We start from the raw sequence: 16,217 nt of genomic DNA, 5'->3' as shown, positions 1-16,217 counted from the left end.
GGCCCGCTGACCCGACGACGGCCCGCTGCCCTGACGACGGCCCGCTGAGACGACGACGGCCCCGGCCCGGACCCTGAGGTCCGGACCGGGGCCGTCGAGGCGCCCCGTCCCGAGGAGGTCGTCCCCGGGACGGGGGTGCTGCGTCAGGCCGGCTGCATCGCGCCGAGCACGGCCTGCACGTCCGCCGGGGTGCGGGCCGCCTCGAGCCGGGCGACCTGCGCGGAGTCGGTGAACACCTCCGCGATCTTCCCGAGCAGCTTCAGGTGGTCGTCGCCGGCACCGGCGACACCGATGACGAACTTGACCTCCTTGCCGTTCCAGTCGATGCCCTGCGGATAGCGCACGAAGGAGATCGCCGAGCGACGGATCGCGGGCTTGGCCTCGTTGGTGCCGTGCGGGATGGCCAGCAGGTTGCCCATGTAGGTCGACACGGACGTCTCCCGCTCGTGCATCGCCGGGACGTAGGAGCCGTCCACCGCACCGGCCGCGACCAGCAGCTCGCCGGCCTCGGTGATCGCCGCGTCACGCCCGGAGGCGCGCCCGTCGAGCACGATGCTGTCCCGGGAGAGCAGGTCGCCGCCCCCGGAGGACCGGCCCCCGGGGATGCCCACGGCTGCACCGTCGACCGCAGCGGCGCCGTTCGCGCCGGCGGCGCCGTTGGTCTGCTGCAGCAGCTCGACGATCTCGTCGTAGCGCGGGCTGTCCATGAAGTTGTTGACCGACACGTGGCGCGCCGACCCGGTCCGCTGCTCGGCCCGCTGGGTGAGGTCCTCGTGGGTGACGACGAGGTCGTAGGTGTCCGTCAGGCTGGAGATGGCCTTGTTGACCACGGTGACGTCGGTGAACCCGGCGCCGTGCACCTTCTTGCGGAGCACCGAGGCGCCCATGGCCGAGGAGCCCATGCCGGCGTCGCAGGCGAACACGATGGAGTGGATCGGGCCGTTGCCGCGCGCAGCACCCGAGCCGACCAGCGTGCCGGCGACCGAGGACTTCTTGCCCTTGTTGGCCTCCATCGCCGCGGTGGCCGCGGTGAGGTCGCCGTCGTCGTTGCTCTTGTCCAGCTTCAGCAGGAAGGCGGCGACCAGGAAGGTGACGCCGGCGGCGACCAGGACCGACGCGGTGACGCCGACCAGGGCGCCGGGCGGGGAGGCGGCCCAGACGGCGATGATCGAACCGGGGGAGGCCGGCGAGCGCAGACCCGAGCCGAACACGACGTTGGTGGCCACGCCGGCCATGCCGCCGAGGATCACCGCGGCGATCAGCTTCGGCTTGGCCAGCACGTAGGGGAAGTAGATCTCGTGGATCCCGCCGACGAACTGGATGAGGATCGCGCCGGGCGCCGAGGCCTTGGCCGCACCGCGGCCGAACAGCGCGAAGGCCAGCAGCAGGCCCAGGCCCGGGCCGGGGTTGGCCTCGAGCAGGAAGAGGATCGACTGCCCGGCCTGGGCCGCCTCGGTGGTGCCCAGCGGGGTGAGGATGCCCTGGTTGATGGCGTTGTTCAGGAACAGGATCTTGGCCGGCTCGATGAAGATCGAGGTCAGCGGCAGCAGCCCGTTGTCGACCAGGGTGTTGACCACCTTGGACGCCAGGGTGCTGAAGGCCTCGACGAGGGGCCCGGCGAGCACGAAGCCGATGACGGCGAGGAACCCGCCCCAGATGCCGGCGGAGAAGTTGTTGACCAGCATCTCGAAGCCCGGGCGGATCTTGTGCGACCACAGCGCGTCGAGCTTCTTCATGCTCCAGCCGCCGAGCGGGCCCATGATCATGGCGCCCAGGAACATCGGCACGCTGGCTCCGGCGATGGCGCCCATCGTGGCGATGGCGCCGACGACGCCGCCGCGCAGGTTGTCGTTGTACATCATCCGGCCGCCGGTGTAGCCGATGAGCAGCGGCAGGAGGTACGTGATCATCGGGCCGACGATGCCGGTGCCCTCGGAGCCGGAGCCCCAGGCGCCGAGGTCCTCGACGAAGCCGTAGCCGCCGGTGTAGCCCAGCGCCTTGCCGATGGTGGTGATCCAGCCGGTCTCGATGAAGAGCGCGGTGATCAGCCCCCAGGCGATGAACGCGCCGATGTTGGGCAGCACCATGTTCGACAGGAAGGTGCCGAACCGCTGGACGTGGAGCCGCACACCTCCCGAGCGTGCGGCCGAGTGGGTGGTCGTGGCCATGGGGACCTCTCTGAGTGACGAACTGTGACCGGTCGACGCGGGTCGCTCGGGCTGGAGGGAGAGCAGTGACGTGACCCTGTGATGGCGGTCACGGCAATCTGTGAACGTCTGTATAACGGGCAATTCGGGCGCGGTCAAGAGACCCAAAGCCACACGATCGCAAGGACTACCAAACAACCGGGTGGCGGTGTCCCGTTCTACAGTGCTCAGCGACACACGCCGGGTCGCGGTCGCACCTGGCGCCGGAGGCACAGCTCCGGGTCACCGCCCCAGCTCCACGTCATCGACCCACGTCATCGACTCAGTCCCCCGGAGGACGACATGAAGGCCTTGCGTTTCTACGCCCCTGAGGACGTCCGGCTCGAGGACGTCCCGGAGCCCGAGTGCGGCCCGGGTGAGGTCAAGCTGCGGGTCCGCAACTGCTCCACCTGCGGCACCGACGTCAAGATCCTGCACAACGGCCACCAGAACATCTCCCCGCCGCGGATCATGGGCCACGAGGTCGCCGGCGAGGTCGTCGAGGTCGGGTCCGACGTCAACAGCACGTACGGCAGCGAGTGGGCCGTGGGCGACCGCGTCCAGGTCATCGCGGCCGTGCCCTGCGGGCACTGCCACGAGTGCCGCAAGGGCTGGATGGCGGTGTGCCAGAACCAGACCTCCATCGGCTACCAGTACGACGGCGGCTTCGCCGAGTACATGATCGTGCCGCAGCAGGTCCTCGCGGTCGACGGGCTCAACCGGATCCCGGAGAACGTCGGCTTCGACGAGGCCTCGGCCGCCGAGCCCTTCGCCTGCGCCATCAACGCCCAGGAGCTGCTCGGCATCGAGGAGGGCGACACCCTCGTCGTCTTCGGCGCCGGCCCGATCGGCTGCATGCACATCCGCATCGCCCGTGGCGTGCACGAGGTGGGCAAGGTGTTCCTGGTCGACGTCAACGCCGAGCGGCTGGCGATGTCGGCGGCCGCCGTGCAGCCCGACGAGGTGATCAACGGCGCCGAGGTCGACGTGGTCGCCCGGGTCATGGAGCTCACCGACGGCCGGGGCGCCGACGTGATCATCACCGCCACCGCCGCGAACATCACCCAGGAGCAGGCCATCGCGATGGCCGCGCGCAACGGCCGGATCTCCTTCTTCGGCGGCCTGCCCAAGACCAACCCGACCATCACCTGCGACTCGAACGTCGTGCACTACCGCCAGCTGCACATCCACGGCGCCAACGGGTCCGCCCCCGAGCACAACAAGCGGGCGCTGGAGTACATCTCCAGCGGCCAGGTGCCGGTCAAGGACCTCATCACCGAGCACCTGCCGCTGGAGCGCGCCCTCGACGCGTTCTCCATCGTGCAGAAGGGCGAGGCCATCAAGGTCACCGTCGAGCCCTGACGGCCCGGCCGGGCTCCGCTCCCCGCGGGGGGCGGAGCCCGGCCAGCCGTGCGCCGCGAGGACGCATCTCCCTCCGACGGGTGAGCACCTGCCCCGCGGATCTGTCCTGCCGGCGTCCGCCTGCCGATGGAGCTCCGATGGGCGGACCAGCCGCCGTTCGGGCAGAGGACAGGTGCATGACGCGCTCGCGCAGGACGGCTGACCCTGCAGGACGACGGGCCCGGCACGTGCTGCTGGCCGGACTGGTGGCCCTCGCCGCGCTGCTGATCAGCCCGGCGACCGCCCAGGCGGCCGGGACGGTGACCCCGACGGCCTCCTGCTACCAGCCCAACAGCGACGGCAGCGTCAGCGTGCTGCTCGGCTACGTGAACAACACCGGCGTCACGCAGACCATCCCCCGTGGACCGGCCAACGTGATCACCCCCAGCCGGTACGACGGCGTGCAGCCGACCAGCTTCGCCCCCGGCAGCCACCCCGGCGCCTTCGCCCTCACCGTGCCGGCCTCGGACGCGTGGGGAGGCAGCTGGACACTCGACGGCGTGACCCTGTCGAACGCCAGCGCGGTCAGCCAGTGCCCGGCGGGCACGTCGCTGCCCGCCGACGGCAACGGCCTCGGCATGACGATGGTGATGGTGGGGGCCGGGCTCGTCGCCGCCGTGGCACTCGTGGTGTCCCGCCGGCGAGGACGGGCGCTGCCCGCTCACGCCGCCTGAGGCTCAGATCCCCCAGTAGTCGCCCCGGGTGGACTCCTTCCCCGGCACCGGCGCGAACACGTTGCCGGTGGTCGGCGGCACGGTGTCCCGGGACATGCCGAAGACCCGCAGCAGCGGTCCGACGAGGGCGTCGAAGACCGGCGGGAAGAGCCGGAACCCGGCGATGATCACCGGGTTCAGGAACCCCGACTGCTTCAGCCGCCGCGGGTTCGCCACCCGGTCCGCGACCGCCCGGGCGACGCGCTCGGGGGTGTAGACCGGGGGCGGCGGGTGACCGGTGTTGCCGAGCACGGTCGCGGCCTGGTCGTAGATCGGCGTCGTCGTCCCACCCGGGGCGACGGCCGAGACGTGCACGTCGGGCAGCTCCCGCAACTCCTGCTGCAGCGTGCGGATCAGCCCGAGCTGCCCCCACTTCGCCGTCACGTACGCGCCCATCGTCGGGGCGGTGATCGAGGCCAGCAGCGAGCTGACCACCACCACGTGCCCGCGCCGCTGGGCCCGCAGCACCGGCAGCGTGGCGCGGAAGACGTTGAAGGTGCCCAGGACGGCGGTGTCCACGACCCGCTCGAACACCTCGGGCTGGACGTCCTCGATCCGGCCGTAGGCCATCACGGTGGCCGCGTGCACCACGACGTCCAGCCGGCCGAACGTGCCGGTCGCCCGGTCGACGGCGGCCTGCACCTGCGCGGGGTCGAGGACGTCGGCCGGCACGCACTCCACGGCCGCAGCGCCGGCGGCCCGGCAGTCGGCGGCTGCGTCGGCGAGCGTGGTCGCGCTCCGGGACACCAGCACCAGCGAAGCGCCCCGCCGGGCGAACTCGATCGCGCTCGCCCGGCCGATGCCGGAGGAGGCGCCGATGACCAGCACCACCTGCCCGCCGCCGGGGGTGGTCGGGACGGCCAGGGCCGCCTCCACGTCGTTCGCCGTCGTCTCAGCAGTCACCCCGCCCAGCTACCCGGGATGCCGCCCCGCACGCCTGTGGTGCACGACCGGATGGGGACGCCGGGGAATGTCGGGGTGGCGCGGGCCCTTCGACGGCAGGGCAGGAGCCTCCGGGCGCGTCGGACACCGTGGTCGGCGACGACTCCCGATCGTCATCCCGCACAGGTAGGAAGAGCGACGTGTCAGCACCCCGGACGACCACGAGGGCAGGGTCCCGCCACCTGATGGCGCAGCTGTCCGCCCAGGCGCGGCGGATGCTGCAGACCGAGGCGGCCAGCGCCGGGCTGCTGGTGCTGGCCACCCTGCTGGCGCTGGCCTGGGCCAACTCCCCGTGGAGCGGGACCTACGACCGGGTGTGGCACACCGAGTTCTCGCTGCGGCTGGGCGCGACGGGCGTCACCGAGGACCTGCGCCACTGGGTCAACGACGGCCTGATGTGCTTCTTCTTCTTCCTCATCGGCATGGAGGTCCGCCGCGAGCTGCAGATGGGCGAGCTCACCCAGCGCAGCCGGCTGTCGATCCCGGTCATCGCCGCCCTCGCCGGGCTGGCGCTGCCCGCGGCCATCTACCTCGCCTTCAACGCCGGCGGCCCGGGTGCGAACGGCTGGGGCATCCCGATCGCCACCGACACGGCGTTCCTGCTGGGCGCACTCGCGCTGGCCGGGCCACGGGCCACCACCCAGCTGCGGGTCTTCCTGCTCTCGCTGTCGGTGGTCGACGACATCGGGGCGCTCACCGTCATCGCCGTCTTCTACTCCGAGGACGTCGACCTGACCGCGCTGGCCGTCGCCGCGCTGTGCATCCTCGCCTTCCAGGTGCTGGCCCGGCTCCAGGTGTGGCGCGGGCCGGCGTACTTCGCGGTCGGCACGGCGATGTGGCTGGCGATGAACGCCTCCGGGGTGCACGCCACCATCGGCGCCGTCGTCCTGGGCCTGCTGGTCAGCGCCTACCCGCCGCGGCGGGCCGAGGTCGAGTCCGCCGGCGTCCTGGCCCGGGCCTTCCGGCAGTCGCCGCAGGTCTCCCTGGCCCGGCAGGCGAAGCTCTCGGTCGAGCGCGCCATCTCGCCCAAGGAGCGGATCGGCGCGCTGCTCGTGCCCTGGAGCGGCTACGTCGTCGTCCCGGTGTTCGCCCTGGCCAACGCCGGGGTGCACCTCGACGGCGACCTGCTGGGGCGGGCGCTGACCTCACCGGTCACGCTCGGGGTGTCCGCCGCCCTGGTCGTCGGCAAGCTGGTCGGCGTCGGGGGAGCCGCGACGCTGGCGGTCCGGCTGCGGCTGGGCTCGCTGCCGCCGGGCGTGGGTCCGGGCAGCGTCTGGGGCGGTGCCGCGCTGTCCGGCCTGGGGTTCACCGTCTCGCTGTTCGTCGCCGACCTGGCCTTCCCCGACACGGCGCTGCGCGACGAGGCGATGGTCGGCATCCTGGCCGCCGCCGTCGTCGCGGCCGCGCTGGGCCTCGGCTGGTTCCGCTGGCTGGCCCGCCGCGACCCGGTCGAGCAGCCCACCGGCCCGCGCCGCCTCGACCCGCCGGTCGACCCCGCCCGCGACCACGTGCGCGGCCGGGCCGACGCGCCGCTGGAGCTGGTCGAGTACGGCGACGTCGAGTGCCCGTTCTGCGGCCGCGCGACCGGGGTCGTCGAGGAGCTGCGCGGTCGGTTCGGCGACGACCTGCGCTACGTGTTCCGGCACCTGCCGCTGCCCGACGTGCACCCGCACGCCGAGCTCGCCGCCGAGGCGGTCGAGGCCGCCGGGGCGCAGGGCGCGTTCTGGGCGATGCACGACCGGCTGTTCGCCCACCAGGACCAGCTGGAGGCAGGTGAGCTGCTCGACCACGCCGCCGCGCTCGGCCTGGACCTGGGCCGGTTCGCCCAGGACCTCGGCGACGGCACGTTCGCCGCGCGGGTCCGCGAGGACGTCGCCTCCGCCGAGGCCAGCGGGGTCGCCGGCACCCCGACCTTCTTCGTCAACGGCGTCCGCCACGAGGGCCCGACGGTCACCGACGCGCTGGCCGCCGCCCTGCTGGACTCCGACCCGCGGGGCCCGGAGCGGCGGGAGCTGCCGGCTCCCGGCGCACCGGTGCGCACCGTGACCCTGTCGCCGACCGCGCAGCTGCCCGGGCTGACCAAGGTGCCCGGCGGCCACTTCGAGGAGTCGGCCGACGACGGGTCGACCCCGCGGCTCAGCGCGGCGCACCTGCGGGAGTTCCAGCGGGTCGGCCGGCGGGTGCGCACCGAGCACCGGCAGGTGCTGCTGCGCTCGGGGGCGGCCGAGTACGACTTCTTCGTGGTCCTGGCCGGCTCGGTCGCCATCGTGGAGGGTTCGGTGGACGGCGTGGACGGCACCGCCCACCGGGTGATCGCGGTGCACGGGCCCGGCCGCTTCCTGGGCGGGCTGAACCAGCTGGCCGGCCAGCGCCCGGTGCGGTCGCTGGTCGTCGCGGAGGCCGGGGAGGTCGTCGTGGTCACGCTGGAGCGGCTGCGCTCGCTGCTGGCCCGCAACCGCGAGCTCAACGACCTGGTCACCCGGTCGTTCCTGCTCCGCCGGGCGATGCTGATCGGGCAGGCCAGCGGGCTGCGGGTGGTCGGTGACCGCCGGTGGCCGGCCAGCGTCGAGCTCCGCGGGCGGCTGGCCGACGACGGCATCGCCCACCAGTGGCTCGACCCGGCCGAGGACGACGCCGCCCGGCGGCTGCTGGCCGAGGCGGGGCTGCCGGACACCGACCGGCCGCTCGTCGTCCGCCCCGACGGCCGGGTGCTGGTCGACCCGACCCGCGAGGACCTGCTGCACGCGGCGGGCTCCGCCACCCGCGACCTGACGACGACATGATGCCGGCATGAGGGCGCTGGACGACGACCTGCAGGACCTCGCCGGCCACTACCGCTGGTTCGCCCAGGTCGAAGCTGCCGGCGTCTCGCCGCGGTACGCCGAACTGGCCGCGGCGGTGGCCGACGACGCCGACGTCCTGGGCTTCCTCGGCACGCTGCCGCAGGCCAAGCGGCAGGCGAACCTGCTGCTCGGGGCGCTGACGTTCCTGCACGGCGGCCCACCGGAGGACGGTGCCCAGCTGCACGCGTGGGTGGTGGGCGACGGCGACCGGCTGCGGGCCACGATGCTCGCCCGGGCCACCCAGACCAACGAGGCCGCCCGCTGCGCGGCGCTCCTGCCGGTGCTGGCGACGCTGCCCGGGCCGCTGGCGCTGATCGAGGTCGGCGCCTCGGCCGGGCTCTGCCTGTACCCCGACCGGTACGGCTACAGCTACGACGGCGTCCGGGTCGGGGACGCCGGCAGCCCGGTGCAGCTGCGGTGCACGGTGACCGGTGACGGACCGGTCCCCACGCGCATGCCCGAGGTCGTCGCGCGGGCCGGCGCCGACCTGAACCCGCTGGACCCGGCCGACCCCGAGGACGTCGCCTGGCTGCAGGCGCTGATCTGGCCGGGGATGGACGAGCGCCGCGACCGGCTGGGCGCCGCGGCCGCGGTCGCCGCCCGGGAGCCCGCGGAGATCGTGCGCGGCGACCTCGTCGAGCAGCTGCCCGGGCTGGTGGCCCGGATGCCGCGCGAGGCGACCGTCGTCGTCTTCCACACCGCCGTGCTCGCCTACCTCTCCACCGAGGCGCGGGAGGAGTTCGTGCAGACGGTCACCGGGCTGCCGGTGCGGTGGATCTCGCAGGAGGGTGTGCCCGTGCTGCCGGGCGTCTGCCAGCGCCTGCCCGAGCCCCCGGCGGCGGAGGAGTCCCGTTTCCTGCTCGCCCTGGACGGCCGGCCGCTGGCGTACACCGCCCCGCACGGCGGCACGCTCGACTGGCTCCCCGCCGCGGCGGCCCTGGAGAGGTCGTCGTCGAGCTGATCCAGGGGCTGGGTGCGGGGACCGACCCGCCTGGCTCGCGGTGCCCTTGACGGGGGCGATGAGGCCCGAGGATCGTTGCGCAGCGTCCGAGCCAGGCCGCACGGCGGGGAGCCAGGGTGCACGCCTACCGGGCCGATGTGGCCTTCGACGGAGAGCGCGCCGTGCCGGGTGGCGCGCTGGTCCTCGTGGAGGACGGTCGGATCCTGGGCGTCGAGTCGGCAGGGGCAGCCGTACCGGACGGCTGCCCGGTCACGTACCTGCCCGGCACCACGCTGTTGCCGGGCCTCGTCGATGCGCACGTGCACCTGTGCGGCGACGGTGGTCCCCGGGCACTGGACCAGCTCCCGGAGCTGTCGGCCGGCGAGGTCGACGGCATCGTCACGGAGGCTGGATCACGACAGCTGGCCGTGGGCGTCACAGCTGTGCGGGACCTCGGTGACGTGGACTGGGCCGTGGTCGACCGCCACCGTGGCGGACCCGGCCCGACAGTCGTGGCTTCTGGTCCACCACTGACCTCGGTGCAGGGGCACTGCTGGTCCATGGGCGGTGAGGTGTCAGGAGTCGATCAGGTGCGTCGGGCTGTCAGGGAACGTCACGAGCGCGGTGCCGACGTCGTCAAGCTGATGGCCAGCGGCGGGGCGATGACGATGACCACCGACGTGCTGGCGTGCCAGTTCGGTCTCGAGGAGGTGCGGGCAGCCTGCGACGAGGCGCACCGGCTGGGCTTGCCCGTGACCGCCCACGCGCACGCCCTCGCGGCCGTCGAGCAGGTCGTCGACGCCGGGGCCGACGGCATCGAGCACTGCTCCTGCATGACCGCTCAGGGGACACGGACGCCGCCGGAGCTGGCCGAGCGCATCGCAGCGGCCGGCATCGCCGTCTGTCCCACCCTCGGCCGTGACCTGAGTGCCCAGCCGCCACCGCAGATCCTGGCCGTCATGGCGCGGACCGGCATGACCTGGCAGGGCCGGCTCGAGCAAGTGGGTGAGCTCCACCGCGCGGGCGTCACCCTCGTGAGCGGCGCCGACTCCGGCATCAGCGCCGGCAAGCCGCACGGCGTCCTGCCCGTCGCGGTCAGCGATCTCGTCGAGAGCGGCGTCCCTCCGTCGGCGGCCCTGGCATCCGCGACCAGCATCGCCGCGGACGCCTGCCGTCTCGGGCACCGCACGGGCCGTCTGCGACGGGGGCTGGACGCTGACCTCCTGCTCGTGCACGGCGATCCGATGACGGACGTGACCGCACTGCGCACGGTGGCTCTCGTCGTCTCACGCGGCAGGGAGGTGGGCGCTGAGGTCTGAGACGGGTCATCCGGCCCGCCGCCAGACGGAGCGACGCAGGAGCACCGCAGGCCGCCACGCTCGCCGAGGCGACACGCAGTCGGCGCGCCAGGGGCGGCACGCGCGCGATTGCCCCAACGCCAGGCTGCACGGCCTGCTGCCCGACGTGGCGATCACGAGGGGCGTCTCGTCCAGGGGCAGGGCGGTCGACGGGCGTCAGGCGGACCAGGTGGTGTTCGGGGGGCGCTTGTAGTCGATCGTGTGCGGGACGAAGAAGGACAGGTCGTCGGTGATCAGGCCGTCGGACTCGCGGATGCCCAGGCCGGCGGCCTCGCCGTCGACGACCCAGGTGCCCAGCACGGGGTGGTGCGGGCCGTCGGGGCCGGCGAAGTCGGGCAGCGGGCACAGCTGCTGCACGATCCAGCCCTCGGCGCCGTAACGCCCGCCGAGCGAGGCGAGGGTCTCCCCGCCAGGGGCGATCAGCTCGACGTTGTTGCCCTCCCGGCCGAGCAGCGGCTTGCGCGCGAAGCCGGTCGCCTGCAGCTCGGCGGCCCGTGGGTCGTCGCCGAAGTAGGACGGCAGCAGGTACCGCGAGATCACCGGGTCGTCGGCGTACCGCTGCCAGAGCACCGGCAGCAGGCCCTTGTTGGCCCAGAGCATCTTCCAGACCGGCTCGATCCACGTCGTCCCGCCCGGCACGCGGATGTCGGCGACCACCGAGGGGCCGTACTCGTCGGCGAGCAGCCACTCCCAGGGGTAGAGCTTGAAGAGCACGTCGATCCGGTTGCCCAGGGGGTCGTAGAACCGGGCGTCGCCGGTGTCCAGGCCCAGCTCCTCGGTGGTGAGCACGGTCGTCTCGTAGCCCGCGCGCTGCACGCAGTCGGCCATGTAGGCCACCGTCATCCAGTCCTCACCGCTGGTGTCGCCCGACGTCCAGGCCAGGTGCACCTTCGGACGGCGCCCGTAGTGGGCCTCCCAGCGCGAGAGGTTGCGCTGCCAGGCCGCGACCAGCCGGTCGTCGAGCTGGTTCCACTGGTCGGTGCCCTGCCCGGTCTCCAGGTGCCAGGCCCACTGCACGACGGCGGCCTCGACCAGCGACGTCGGGGTGTCGGCGTTGAACTCCAGCAGCCGGGGCGTGGCCTGCCCGTCCCACCACAGGTCGAACCGGCCGTAGATGCTCGGCGGCTCGTACTCCCAGGTGGCGCGGATGACGTCGCGGGCGTCGCGCGGGATGCGCATCCGGTCCAGCAGCTTCTCGTCGGCCAGCGCGACCTCGCCGGCCTCCACGCAGGCGGCGAACAGCTGGTCGGTGACCTCGGCCAGCCGGTCGACCTCGGCGGCGGTGAAGTCGTAGAACACGTCCTCGCGCCAGTAGGAGCGGGTGTCGCCGTCGGGGACGGTGGTCTTGTTGTAGACCAGCCCCTGGCTCTCGATCTCGGCCTCCCAGCCGAGCCGGGCCTTGCCGTAGAGCCGCCTCACGAGCCGCTGCTCCCCCCGGCGCTGCCGGAGCCGATCCCCCCGGAGACGCGGGTGCCGGAGGTGACCTTGCCGCTGCTGGGCAGCCCGCTGCGGGACCGCGCGGCGGTGTCCGAGGGGTTCACCCGGGTGCCGGCTGTCGTGTACTGCTGCGGGATGCGCTGGCCGACCGAGTAGCGGTTGCCGCCGAAGCTGCCGAGCAGGAAGAAGAACGGCAGCCCGCCCAGGCCGACGCCGCCGTTGCGCTCGGCCTCCTCGCACTGGTCCTCGTCGACGACGTTGTCCTGCTCGTCGACGCAGTAGACCTCGCGGGCCTCGTTGTCGTCCTCGCCCCCGCCGGCACCGCAGGCGGTCAGGAAGCCCATGGCGGCACCGGTCAGGCTGACGGTGGTGATCGCGGCCTTGGCCCGGTTGCTCCTGGTCGTGCTCACCGTCTGCGCTCCTCACCTGGCGTCGCCCGTGTCCCCGCGGACCCGCACATGCTCTCGGACCTGCCCGGGAGACGATCACCCGGCCCCTCGTGCGGGGACCGCCATCCTCACAGTCCGACCCCGCCCGTGGCGAGTGCCGCGCACGGCCGGCCCGCCGGACCCCGTGGCGCAGGCCGCGGCAGCGGGGGAGATCGGCCGGCGCGCAGCGGGCGGTCCGATGACTTCTCACCGGCCGGCCGGTCCCAGTACACGTGCGGCCGCACCGGCCCCACTCCCACCGGCCGACCGGCCGGCCCCACCGAGGAGGACCCCGTGCGCACGATCTTCGTGAACCTGCCCGTCACCGACCTGGAGCGGGCGAAGGCGTTCTACGCCGCGCTCGGCTTCCAGGCCAACACGCAGTTCAGCGACGAGACGGCCGCCGCCGTGGTGGTCGAGGAGAACGTCTGGGTCATGCTGCTGACCCGGGAGAAGTTCGCGAGCTTCGTGACCGGTGAGGTCGGCGACCCCGCGCAGGCCACCTCGGTGATCAACGCGCTCTCCGCCGACAGCCGCACCGAGGTCGACGACCTGCTGGCCCGGGCGCTGCACGCGGGCGGCAAGCCGTGGCGGCCGACCGACGACCTCGGCTTCATGTACTCGACCAGCTTCGCCGACCCCGACGGCAACGTCTGGGAGTCGGTGTGGATGGACCCGGCGGCGGTGCAGGGCTGACCAGCGGGTGCGCCTGCCGCCGACCGAGGCAGGCGCACCGGCAGCTCAGCGCAGGGGGATCTCCGGCTCACCGGGCTGGCGGGGGCCGGTGATCCGGCGCTCGGCGGCGGTGATCGCGACGTCGTTGATGCTCGCCTCGCGACGGCTCATCAGCCCGTGCGCGTCGAACTCCCAGTTCTCGTTGCCGTGGCTGCGCCACCACTGGCCGGCTGCGTCGTGCCACTCGTACTGGAAGCGCACGGCGATCCGGTCGTCGGTGAAGGCCCACAGCGCCTTGCGCAGCACGTAGTCCTGCTCGCGCTCCCACTTGGCGGTGAGGAACTCGACGATCGCGGCGCGGCCGGTGAGGAAGGTGTCCCGGTTCCGCCAGACGGAGTCCTCGGTGTAGGCCAGCGCCACCCGCTGCGGGTCGCGGCTGTTCCAGCCGTCCTCGGCCGCCTGCACCTTCTGCGCGGCGGTCTCGGCGGTGAACGGCGGCACCGGCGGGCGGCTGGGGGCGGTCATGCCAGGACCCCTTCGATGGCGGCGCGGACCTCGGGGGCGTCGGGCGTCGTCCCCGGCCGGAACCGGGCGACGACCTCACCGTCGGCCGACAGCAGGAACTTCTCGAAGTTCCACTGCACGTCCCCCGCCTCGCCGGCGGCGTCCGGGACGGCGGTGAGCGAGCGGTAGAGCGGGTCGGCGCCCGCGCCGTTGACCTCGAGCTTGCCGGTCATCGGGAAAGTGACGCCGTAGGTGGCCGAGCAGAACGTGGCGATCTCCTCCGCCGTCCCGGGCTCCTGGCCGGCGAACTGGTTGCACGGCACGCCCAGCACGGTGAACCCGCGGCCGGCGAACTCCTGCTGCAGCGCCTCCAGCTGCTCGTACTGCGGGGTCAGGCCACAGCGGCTGGCGACGTTGACCACCAGCGCGGCCGAGCCCGCGGTGAGCGCGCCGAGCGTGGTCGGCTCGCCGTCCAGCGTGGTGAGGGGCAGGTCCAGCAGGTCGCTCACGTCAGCTCCGGGGGTGGGGGGCGGTCGCTGCGGTCAACCCAGGCCGCCGGGGGGCTGTTCCCCGAGGGAGGAGGCGTCGTCGGGGACGTCGACGGCGTGCGCGCGCAGCAGCTCCAGCGGCACCACCTCCAGCGCCCGGGCGTTGGTCGCCGCCAGCACCACCCCGGCTGCGGCGCCGGCCTCGGCGGCCTGCTTCCAGCGGACGGCGACGACGCACCAGCGGTCGCCGGGCCGCAGCCCCGGGAAGCCGTACTGGGGGCGTGGGGTGCTGAGGTCGTTGCCCAGCCGGCGCTGCAGGGCCAGGAACTCGGCGGAGACGACGGCGCACACCGTGTGGCTGCCCACGTCCTCGGGCCCGCTGCGGCAGGAGCCGTCGCGGGTGAAGCCGGTCATCGGGTCGGTGCCGCAGGGCTGCAGGACACCGCCCAGCACGTTGCGCTCGCTGCCCGGGGCGTCCACCGCCCGATCATGCCCCGGGGCGACGTCCCGCGCCGATCCGTCGTGCACTCCCGAATCGCGCCCACGGCCCGGGGAGGACAGTCTGGGGTGGTGCGAGTACTGGTGACCGGAGCGTCGGGGTTCGTGGGGAGCAGGCTCGCGCCTGCGTTGGAAGAGGCCGGGCACGAGGTGCGCGCGATGACCCGGCGCCCGGAGAGCTACTCCGGAGCCGGCACACCGGTCGCCGGGGACGTCGCCGACGAGGCCTCGCTGCGGGCTGCGCTGGAGGGCTGCCAGGTCGCCTACTACCTGGTGCACTCGCTGGACTCGGCCGACTTCCAGGAGCGGGACGCCGAGGCGGCCCGCGCGTTCGCCCGCGCCGCCGCCGACGCCGGGGTGGGCCGGATCGTCTACCTGGGCGGCCTCGGTGACGACGCCGACGACCTCTCCGCGCACCTGCGCAGCCGCCGCCAGGTCGAGAAGCTGCTGACCGGTGGCGGGGTGCCGGTCACGGTGCTGCGGGCCGGGATCATCGTCGGCCACGGCGGCGTGTCCTGGGAGATGACCCGGCAGCTGGTGGCGCACCTGCCGGCGATGATCACGCCCCGCTGGGTGCACACCAGGACCCAGCCGATCGCGGTCGGTGACGTCGTCCGGTACCTGGTCGGTGTCCTCGACGCCCCCGAGGCCGAGGGACGCCACTTCGACGTGGGCGGCCCGGAGGTGCTCGAGTACCTGGAGATGCTGACCCGGGTCGCGGAGATCCAGGGGCGCCGGCTGCTGATCGTGCCGGTGCCGCTGCTGACGCCCCAGCTGTCCTCGCGCTGGCTGTCCCTGGTCACCGACGTCGACCTGCAGACCGGCCGGTCGCTGATCGACTCCATGAGCAACGAGGTCGTGGTGCGCGACGACTCGATCCGACGCATCGTGCCCTTCGACCCGATGCCCTACGACGACGCCGTGCTGACCGCGCTCGGGGAACGCGCGAGGGCGCGGCGCGCGGCCCGGCACGGCAACACCGCCGCCGGGATCGGGACCGTCCGGTGACCCGCGACCGGCGCCGCATCGGGGAGTCCCTCATCTCCGACGACGGCCTCACCCGGCTGCTCGACCGGCTGCCCTCGTGGCTCATCGACAAGGTGCCCCGCGACCACCACGAGTCCGACGCGGCCTTCCGCCGTCGCCGTCGGGTGACCGGTGTCGTGTCGGTGGCCGGGGCCGGGCTGCTGGGCGTCTCGCTGTCGCGCAAACCGGACTCCGCGTCCTTCTACGCCCTCACCCTCGGGGTGGCGGCCACGTGGGTGGCCGGCGGGATCGCCTCCGGCCCGCTGCACCTGGGCTGGATGCAGACGCCGCGGGCCACGCTGCGCCGGCCGCTGATCACCCCGGTCGCCGGCGGGGTCACCGCGTTCGGGGCGTTCTACGCCGCGGCCCTGGTGGCCAAGCAGGTGCCGCCGCTGGCGGCGGCGATCACCCGCGTGCTCCGCTACGCCCAGCAGGGCAACCCGGCGCTGGTCACCACCACCACCCTGGCCAACGGCGTCGCCGAGGAGGTGTTCTTCCGCGGCGCGCTGTACGCCGCGGTCGGCGTCGACCACCCGGTGCTGAAGTCCTCCGCCGTCTACACGCTGGCCACCGTCGCCACCCGCAACCCGGCACTGGTGCTCGCCTCGGTGCCGATGGGCCTGCTGTTCGCCTGGCAGCGGCGGATCACCGGGGGCATCCAGGCCCCCGCGCTGACCCACCTCACCTGGTCGGTGCTGATGCTCCGGTACCTGCCGCCGTTGTTCGCCGACCACCCCTCCATCGACGACACACGCGCCGCACAGGCCCTCTGACGCCT

At 73.5% G+C, this 16,217-nt stretch carries 15 protein-coding genes; 8 read left to right on the top strand and 7 right to left on the bottom strand.

Annotated features, from left to right (window positions below; all coding sequences use genetic code 11):
• Positions 1-143: 143 nt before the first annotated feature.
• On the bottom strand, positions 144-2,168 hold the full coding sequence (locus tag GCU67_RS05130; RefSeq protein ID WP_163609993.1) for a PTS mannitol transporter subunit IICBA: 2,025 nt from the start codon (positions 2,166-2,168) through the stop codon (positions 144-146).
• Positions 2,169-2,489: 321 nt separating this feature from the next.
• Here GCU67_RS05130 and GCU67_RS05125 point away from each other — a divergent pair, with 321 nt between their 5' ends.
• Positions 2,490-3,548: a zinc-dependent dehydrogenase gene (locus GCU67_RS05125; protein WP_163609992.1), complete on the top strand. Its 1,059-nt coding sequence runs from the start codon at positions 2,490-2,492 to the stop codon at positions 3,546-3,548.
• A gap of 176 nt (positions 3,549-3,724) precedes the next feature.
• Positions 3,725-4,261 carry a hypothetical protein gene (locus tag GCU67_RS05120; protein ID WP_163609991.1) on the top strand — a complete coding sequence of 179 codons (537 nt, stop codon included), beginning with the start codon at positions 3,725-3,727 and terminating at the stop codon, positions 4,259-4,261.
• A gap of 3 nt (positions 4,262-4,264) precedes the next feature.
• On the opposite strand, the gene GCU67_RS05115 is transcribed toward GCU67_RS05120, so the two are convergent.
• Positions 4,265-5,203 carry an SDR family NAD(P)-dependent oxidoreductase gene (locus GCU67_RS05115; protein ID WP_163609990.1) on the bottom strand — a complete coding sequence of 313 codons (939 nt, stop codon included), beginning with the start codon at positions 5,201-5,203 and terminating at the stop codon, positions 4,265-4,267.
• 224 nt (positions 5,204-5,427) lie between these two features.
• Between GCU67_RS05115 and nhaA the strand changes: the two genes are divergently transcribed.
• The 3 genes from nhaA (at position 5,428) to GCU67_RS05100 (ending at position 10,344) form a co-directional block, all read left to right on the top strand.
• The gene (gene nhaA, locus GCU67_RS05110) at positions 5,428-8,025 is read left to right on the top strand and encodes a Na+/H+ antiporter NhaA (protein WP_163609989.1); all 2,598 of its coding nucleotides are present in this window, start codon (positions 5,428-5,430) and stop codon (positions 8,023-8,025) included.
• A 7-nt stretch (positions 8,026-8,032) separates the two neighbouring features.
• Positions 8,033-9,046, top strand: coding sequence for a DUF2332 domain-containing protein (locus GCU67_RS05105; RefSeq protein WP_163609988.1), 1,014 nt, complete (start codon positions 8,033-8,035; stop codon positions 9,044-9,046).
• 116 nt (positions 9,047-9,162) lie between these two features.
• On the top strand, positions 9,163-10,344 hold the full coding sequence (locus GCU67_RS05100) for an amidohydrolase family protein (protein ID WP_163609987.1): 1,182 nt from the start codon (positions 9,163-9,165) through the stop codon (positions 10,342-10,344).
• Between the two features lie 195 nt (positions 10,345-10,539).
• Here the strand turns inward: GCU67_RS05100 and GCU67_RS05095 are convergent, their stop codons facing one another.
• Together GCU67_RS05095 and GCU67_RS22700 are read right to left on the bottom strand one after the other, a co-directional pair.
• Positions 10,540-11,802 carry a glutathionylspermidine synthase family protein gene (locus GCU67_RS05095; protein ID WP_163609986.1) on the bottom strand — a complete coding sequence of 421 codons (1,263 nt, stop codon included), beginning with the start codon at positions 11,800-11,802 and terminating at the stop codon, positions 10,540-10,542.
• The gene (locus tag GCU67_RS22700) at positions 11,799-12,230 is read right to left on the bottom strand and encodes a hypothetical protein (RefSeq protein WP_163609985.1); all 432 of its coding nucleotides are present in this window, start codon (positions 12,228-12,230) and stop codon (positions 11,799-11,801) included. The genes GCU67_RS05095 and GCU67_RS22700 overlap by 4 nt, the downstream gene beginning before the upstream one ends.
• Positions 12,231-12,542: 312 nt before the next feature.
• Here GCU67_RS22700 and GCU67_RS21665 point away from each other — a divergent pair, with 312 nt between their 5' ends.
• Positions 12,543-12,944, top strand: a complete 402-nt coding sequence (locus GCU67_RS21665; RefSeq protein ID WP_163609984.1) for a VOC family protein — start codon at positions 12,543-12,545, stop codon at positions 12,942-12,944.
• Positions 12,945-12,989: 45 nt separating this feature from the next.
• On the opposite strand, the gene GCU67_RS05080 is transcribed toward GCU67_RS21665, so the two are convergent.
• From GCU67_RS05080 to GCU67_RS05070, 3 genes are read right to left on the bottom strand one after another with little or no spacing between them, the layout of a single operon-like run.
• Positions 12,990-13,448 carry a nuclear transport factor 2 family protein gene (locus GCU67_RS05080; RefSeq protein ID WP_163609983.1) on the bottom strand — a complete coding sequence of 153 codons (459 nt, stop codon included), beginning with the start codon at positions 13,446-13,448 and terminating at the stop codon, positions 12,990-12,992.
• Positions 13,445-13,936, bottom strand: coding sequence for a glutathione peroxidase (locus tag GCU67_RS05075; protein WP_163609982.1), 492 nt, complete (start codon positions 13,934-13,936; stop codon positions 13,445-13,447). Before GCU67_RS05075 ends, GCU67_RS05080 begins: the two co-directional genes overlap by 4 nt.
• Before the next feature lie 33 nt (positions 13,937-13,969).
• Positions 13,970-14,395, bottom strand: a complete 426-nt coding sequence (locus GCU67_RS05070; RefSeq protein WP_163609981.1) for a DUF2237 family protein — start codon at positions 14,393-14,395, stop codon at positions 13,970-13,972.
• A gap of 42 nt (positions 14,396-14,437) precedes the next feature.
• Here GCU67_RS05070 and GCU67_RS05065 point away from each other — a divergent pair, with 42 nt between their 5' ends.
• Both GCU67_RS05065 and GCU67_RS05060 read left to right on the top strand, forming a co-directional pair.
• Complete coding sequence (locus GCU67_RS05065; protein ID WP_338104776.1) at positions 14,438-15,421, top strand: NAD(P)H-binding protein; 984 nt, start codon at positions 14,438-14,440, stop codon at positions 15,419-15,421.
• Positions 15,418-16,212, top strand: a complete 795-nt coding sequence (locus GCU67_RS05060; protein WP_163609979.1) for a CPBP family glutamic-type intramembrane protease — start codon at positions 15,418-15,420, stop codon at positions 16,210-16,212. Before GCU67_RS05065 ends, GCU67_RS05060 begins: the two co-directional genes overlap by 4 nt.
• Positions 16,213-16,217 lie beyond the last annotated feature (5 nt).

This window comes from Modestobacter muralis, from assembly GCF_010682105.1.
In the GTDB taxonomy this organism is placed as follows: domain Bacteria; phylum Actinomycetota; class Actinomycetes; order Mycobacteriales; family Geodermatophilaceae; genus Modestobacter; species Modestobacter muralis.
This window is presented reverse-complemented; position numbering and strand designations above follow the sequence as displayed.

What these genes read in the sequence shown, in the direction of transcription:
- GCU67_RS05130 (WP_163609993.1), bottom strand. Translation starts at nt 2,168, where the DNA reads ATGGCCACGACCACCCACTCGGCCGCACGCTCGGGAGGTGTGCGGCTC.
- GCU67_RS05125 (WP_163609992.1), top strand. Translation starts at nt 2,490, where the DNA reads ATGAAGGCCTTGCGTTTCTACGCCCCTGAGGACGTCCGGCTCGAGGAC.
- GCU67_RS05120 (WP_163609991.1), top strand. Translation starts at nt 3,725, where the DNA reads ATGACGCGCTCGCGCAGGACGGCTGACCCTGCAGGACGACGGGCCCGG.
- nhaA (WP_163609989.1), top strand. Translation starts at nt 5,428, where the DNA reads ATGGCGCAGCTGTCCGCCCAGGCGCGGCGGATGCTGCAGACCGAGGCG.
- GCU67_RS05105 (WP_163609988.1), top strand. Translation starts at nt 8,033, where the DNA reads ATGAGGGCGCTGGACGACGACCTGCAGGACCTCGCCGGCCACTACCGC.
- GCU67_RS05080 (WP_163609983.1), bottom strand. Translation starts at nt 13,448, where the DNA reads ATGACCGCCCCCAGCCGCCCGCCGGTGCCGCCGTTCACCGCCGAGACC.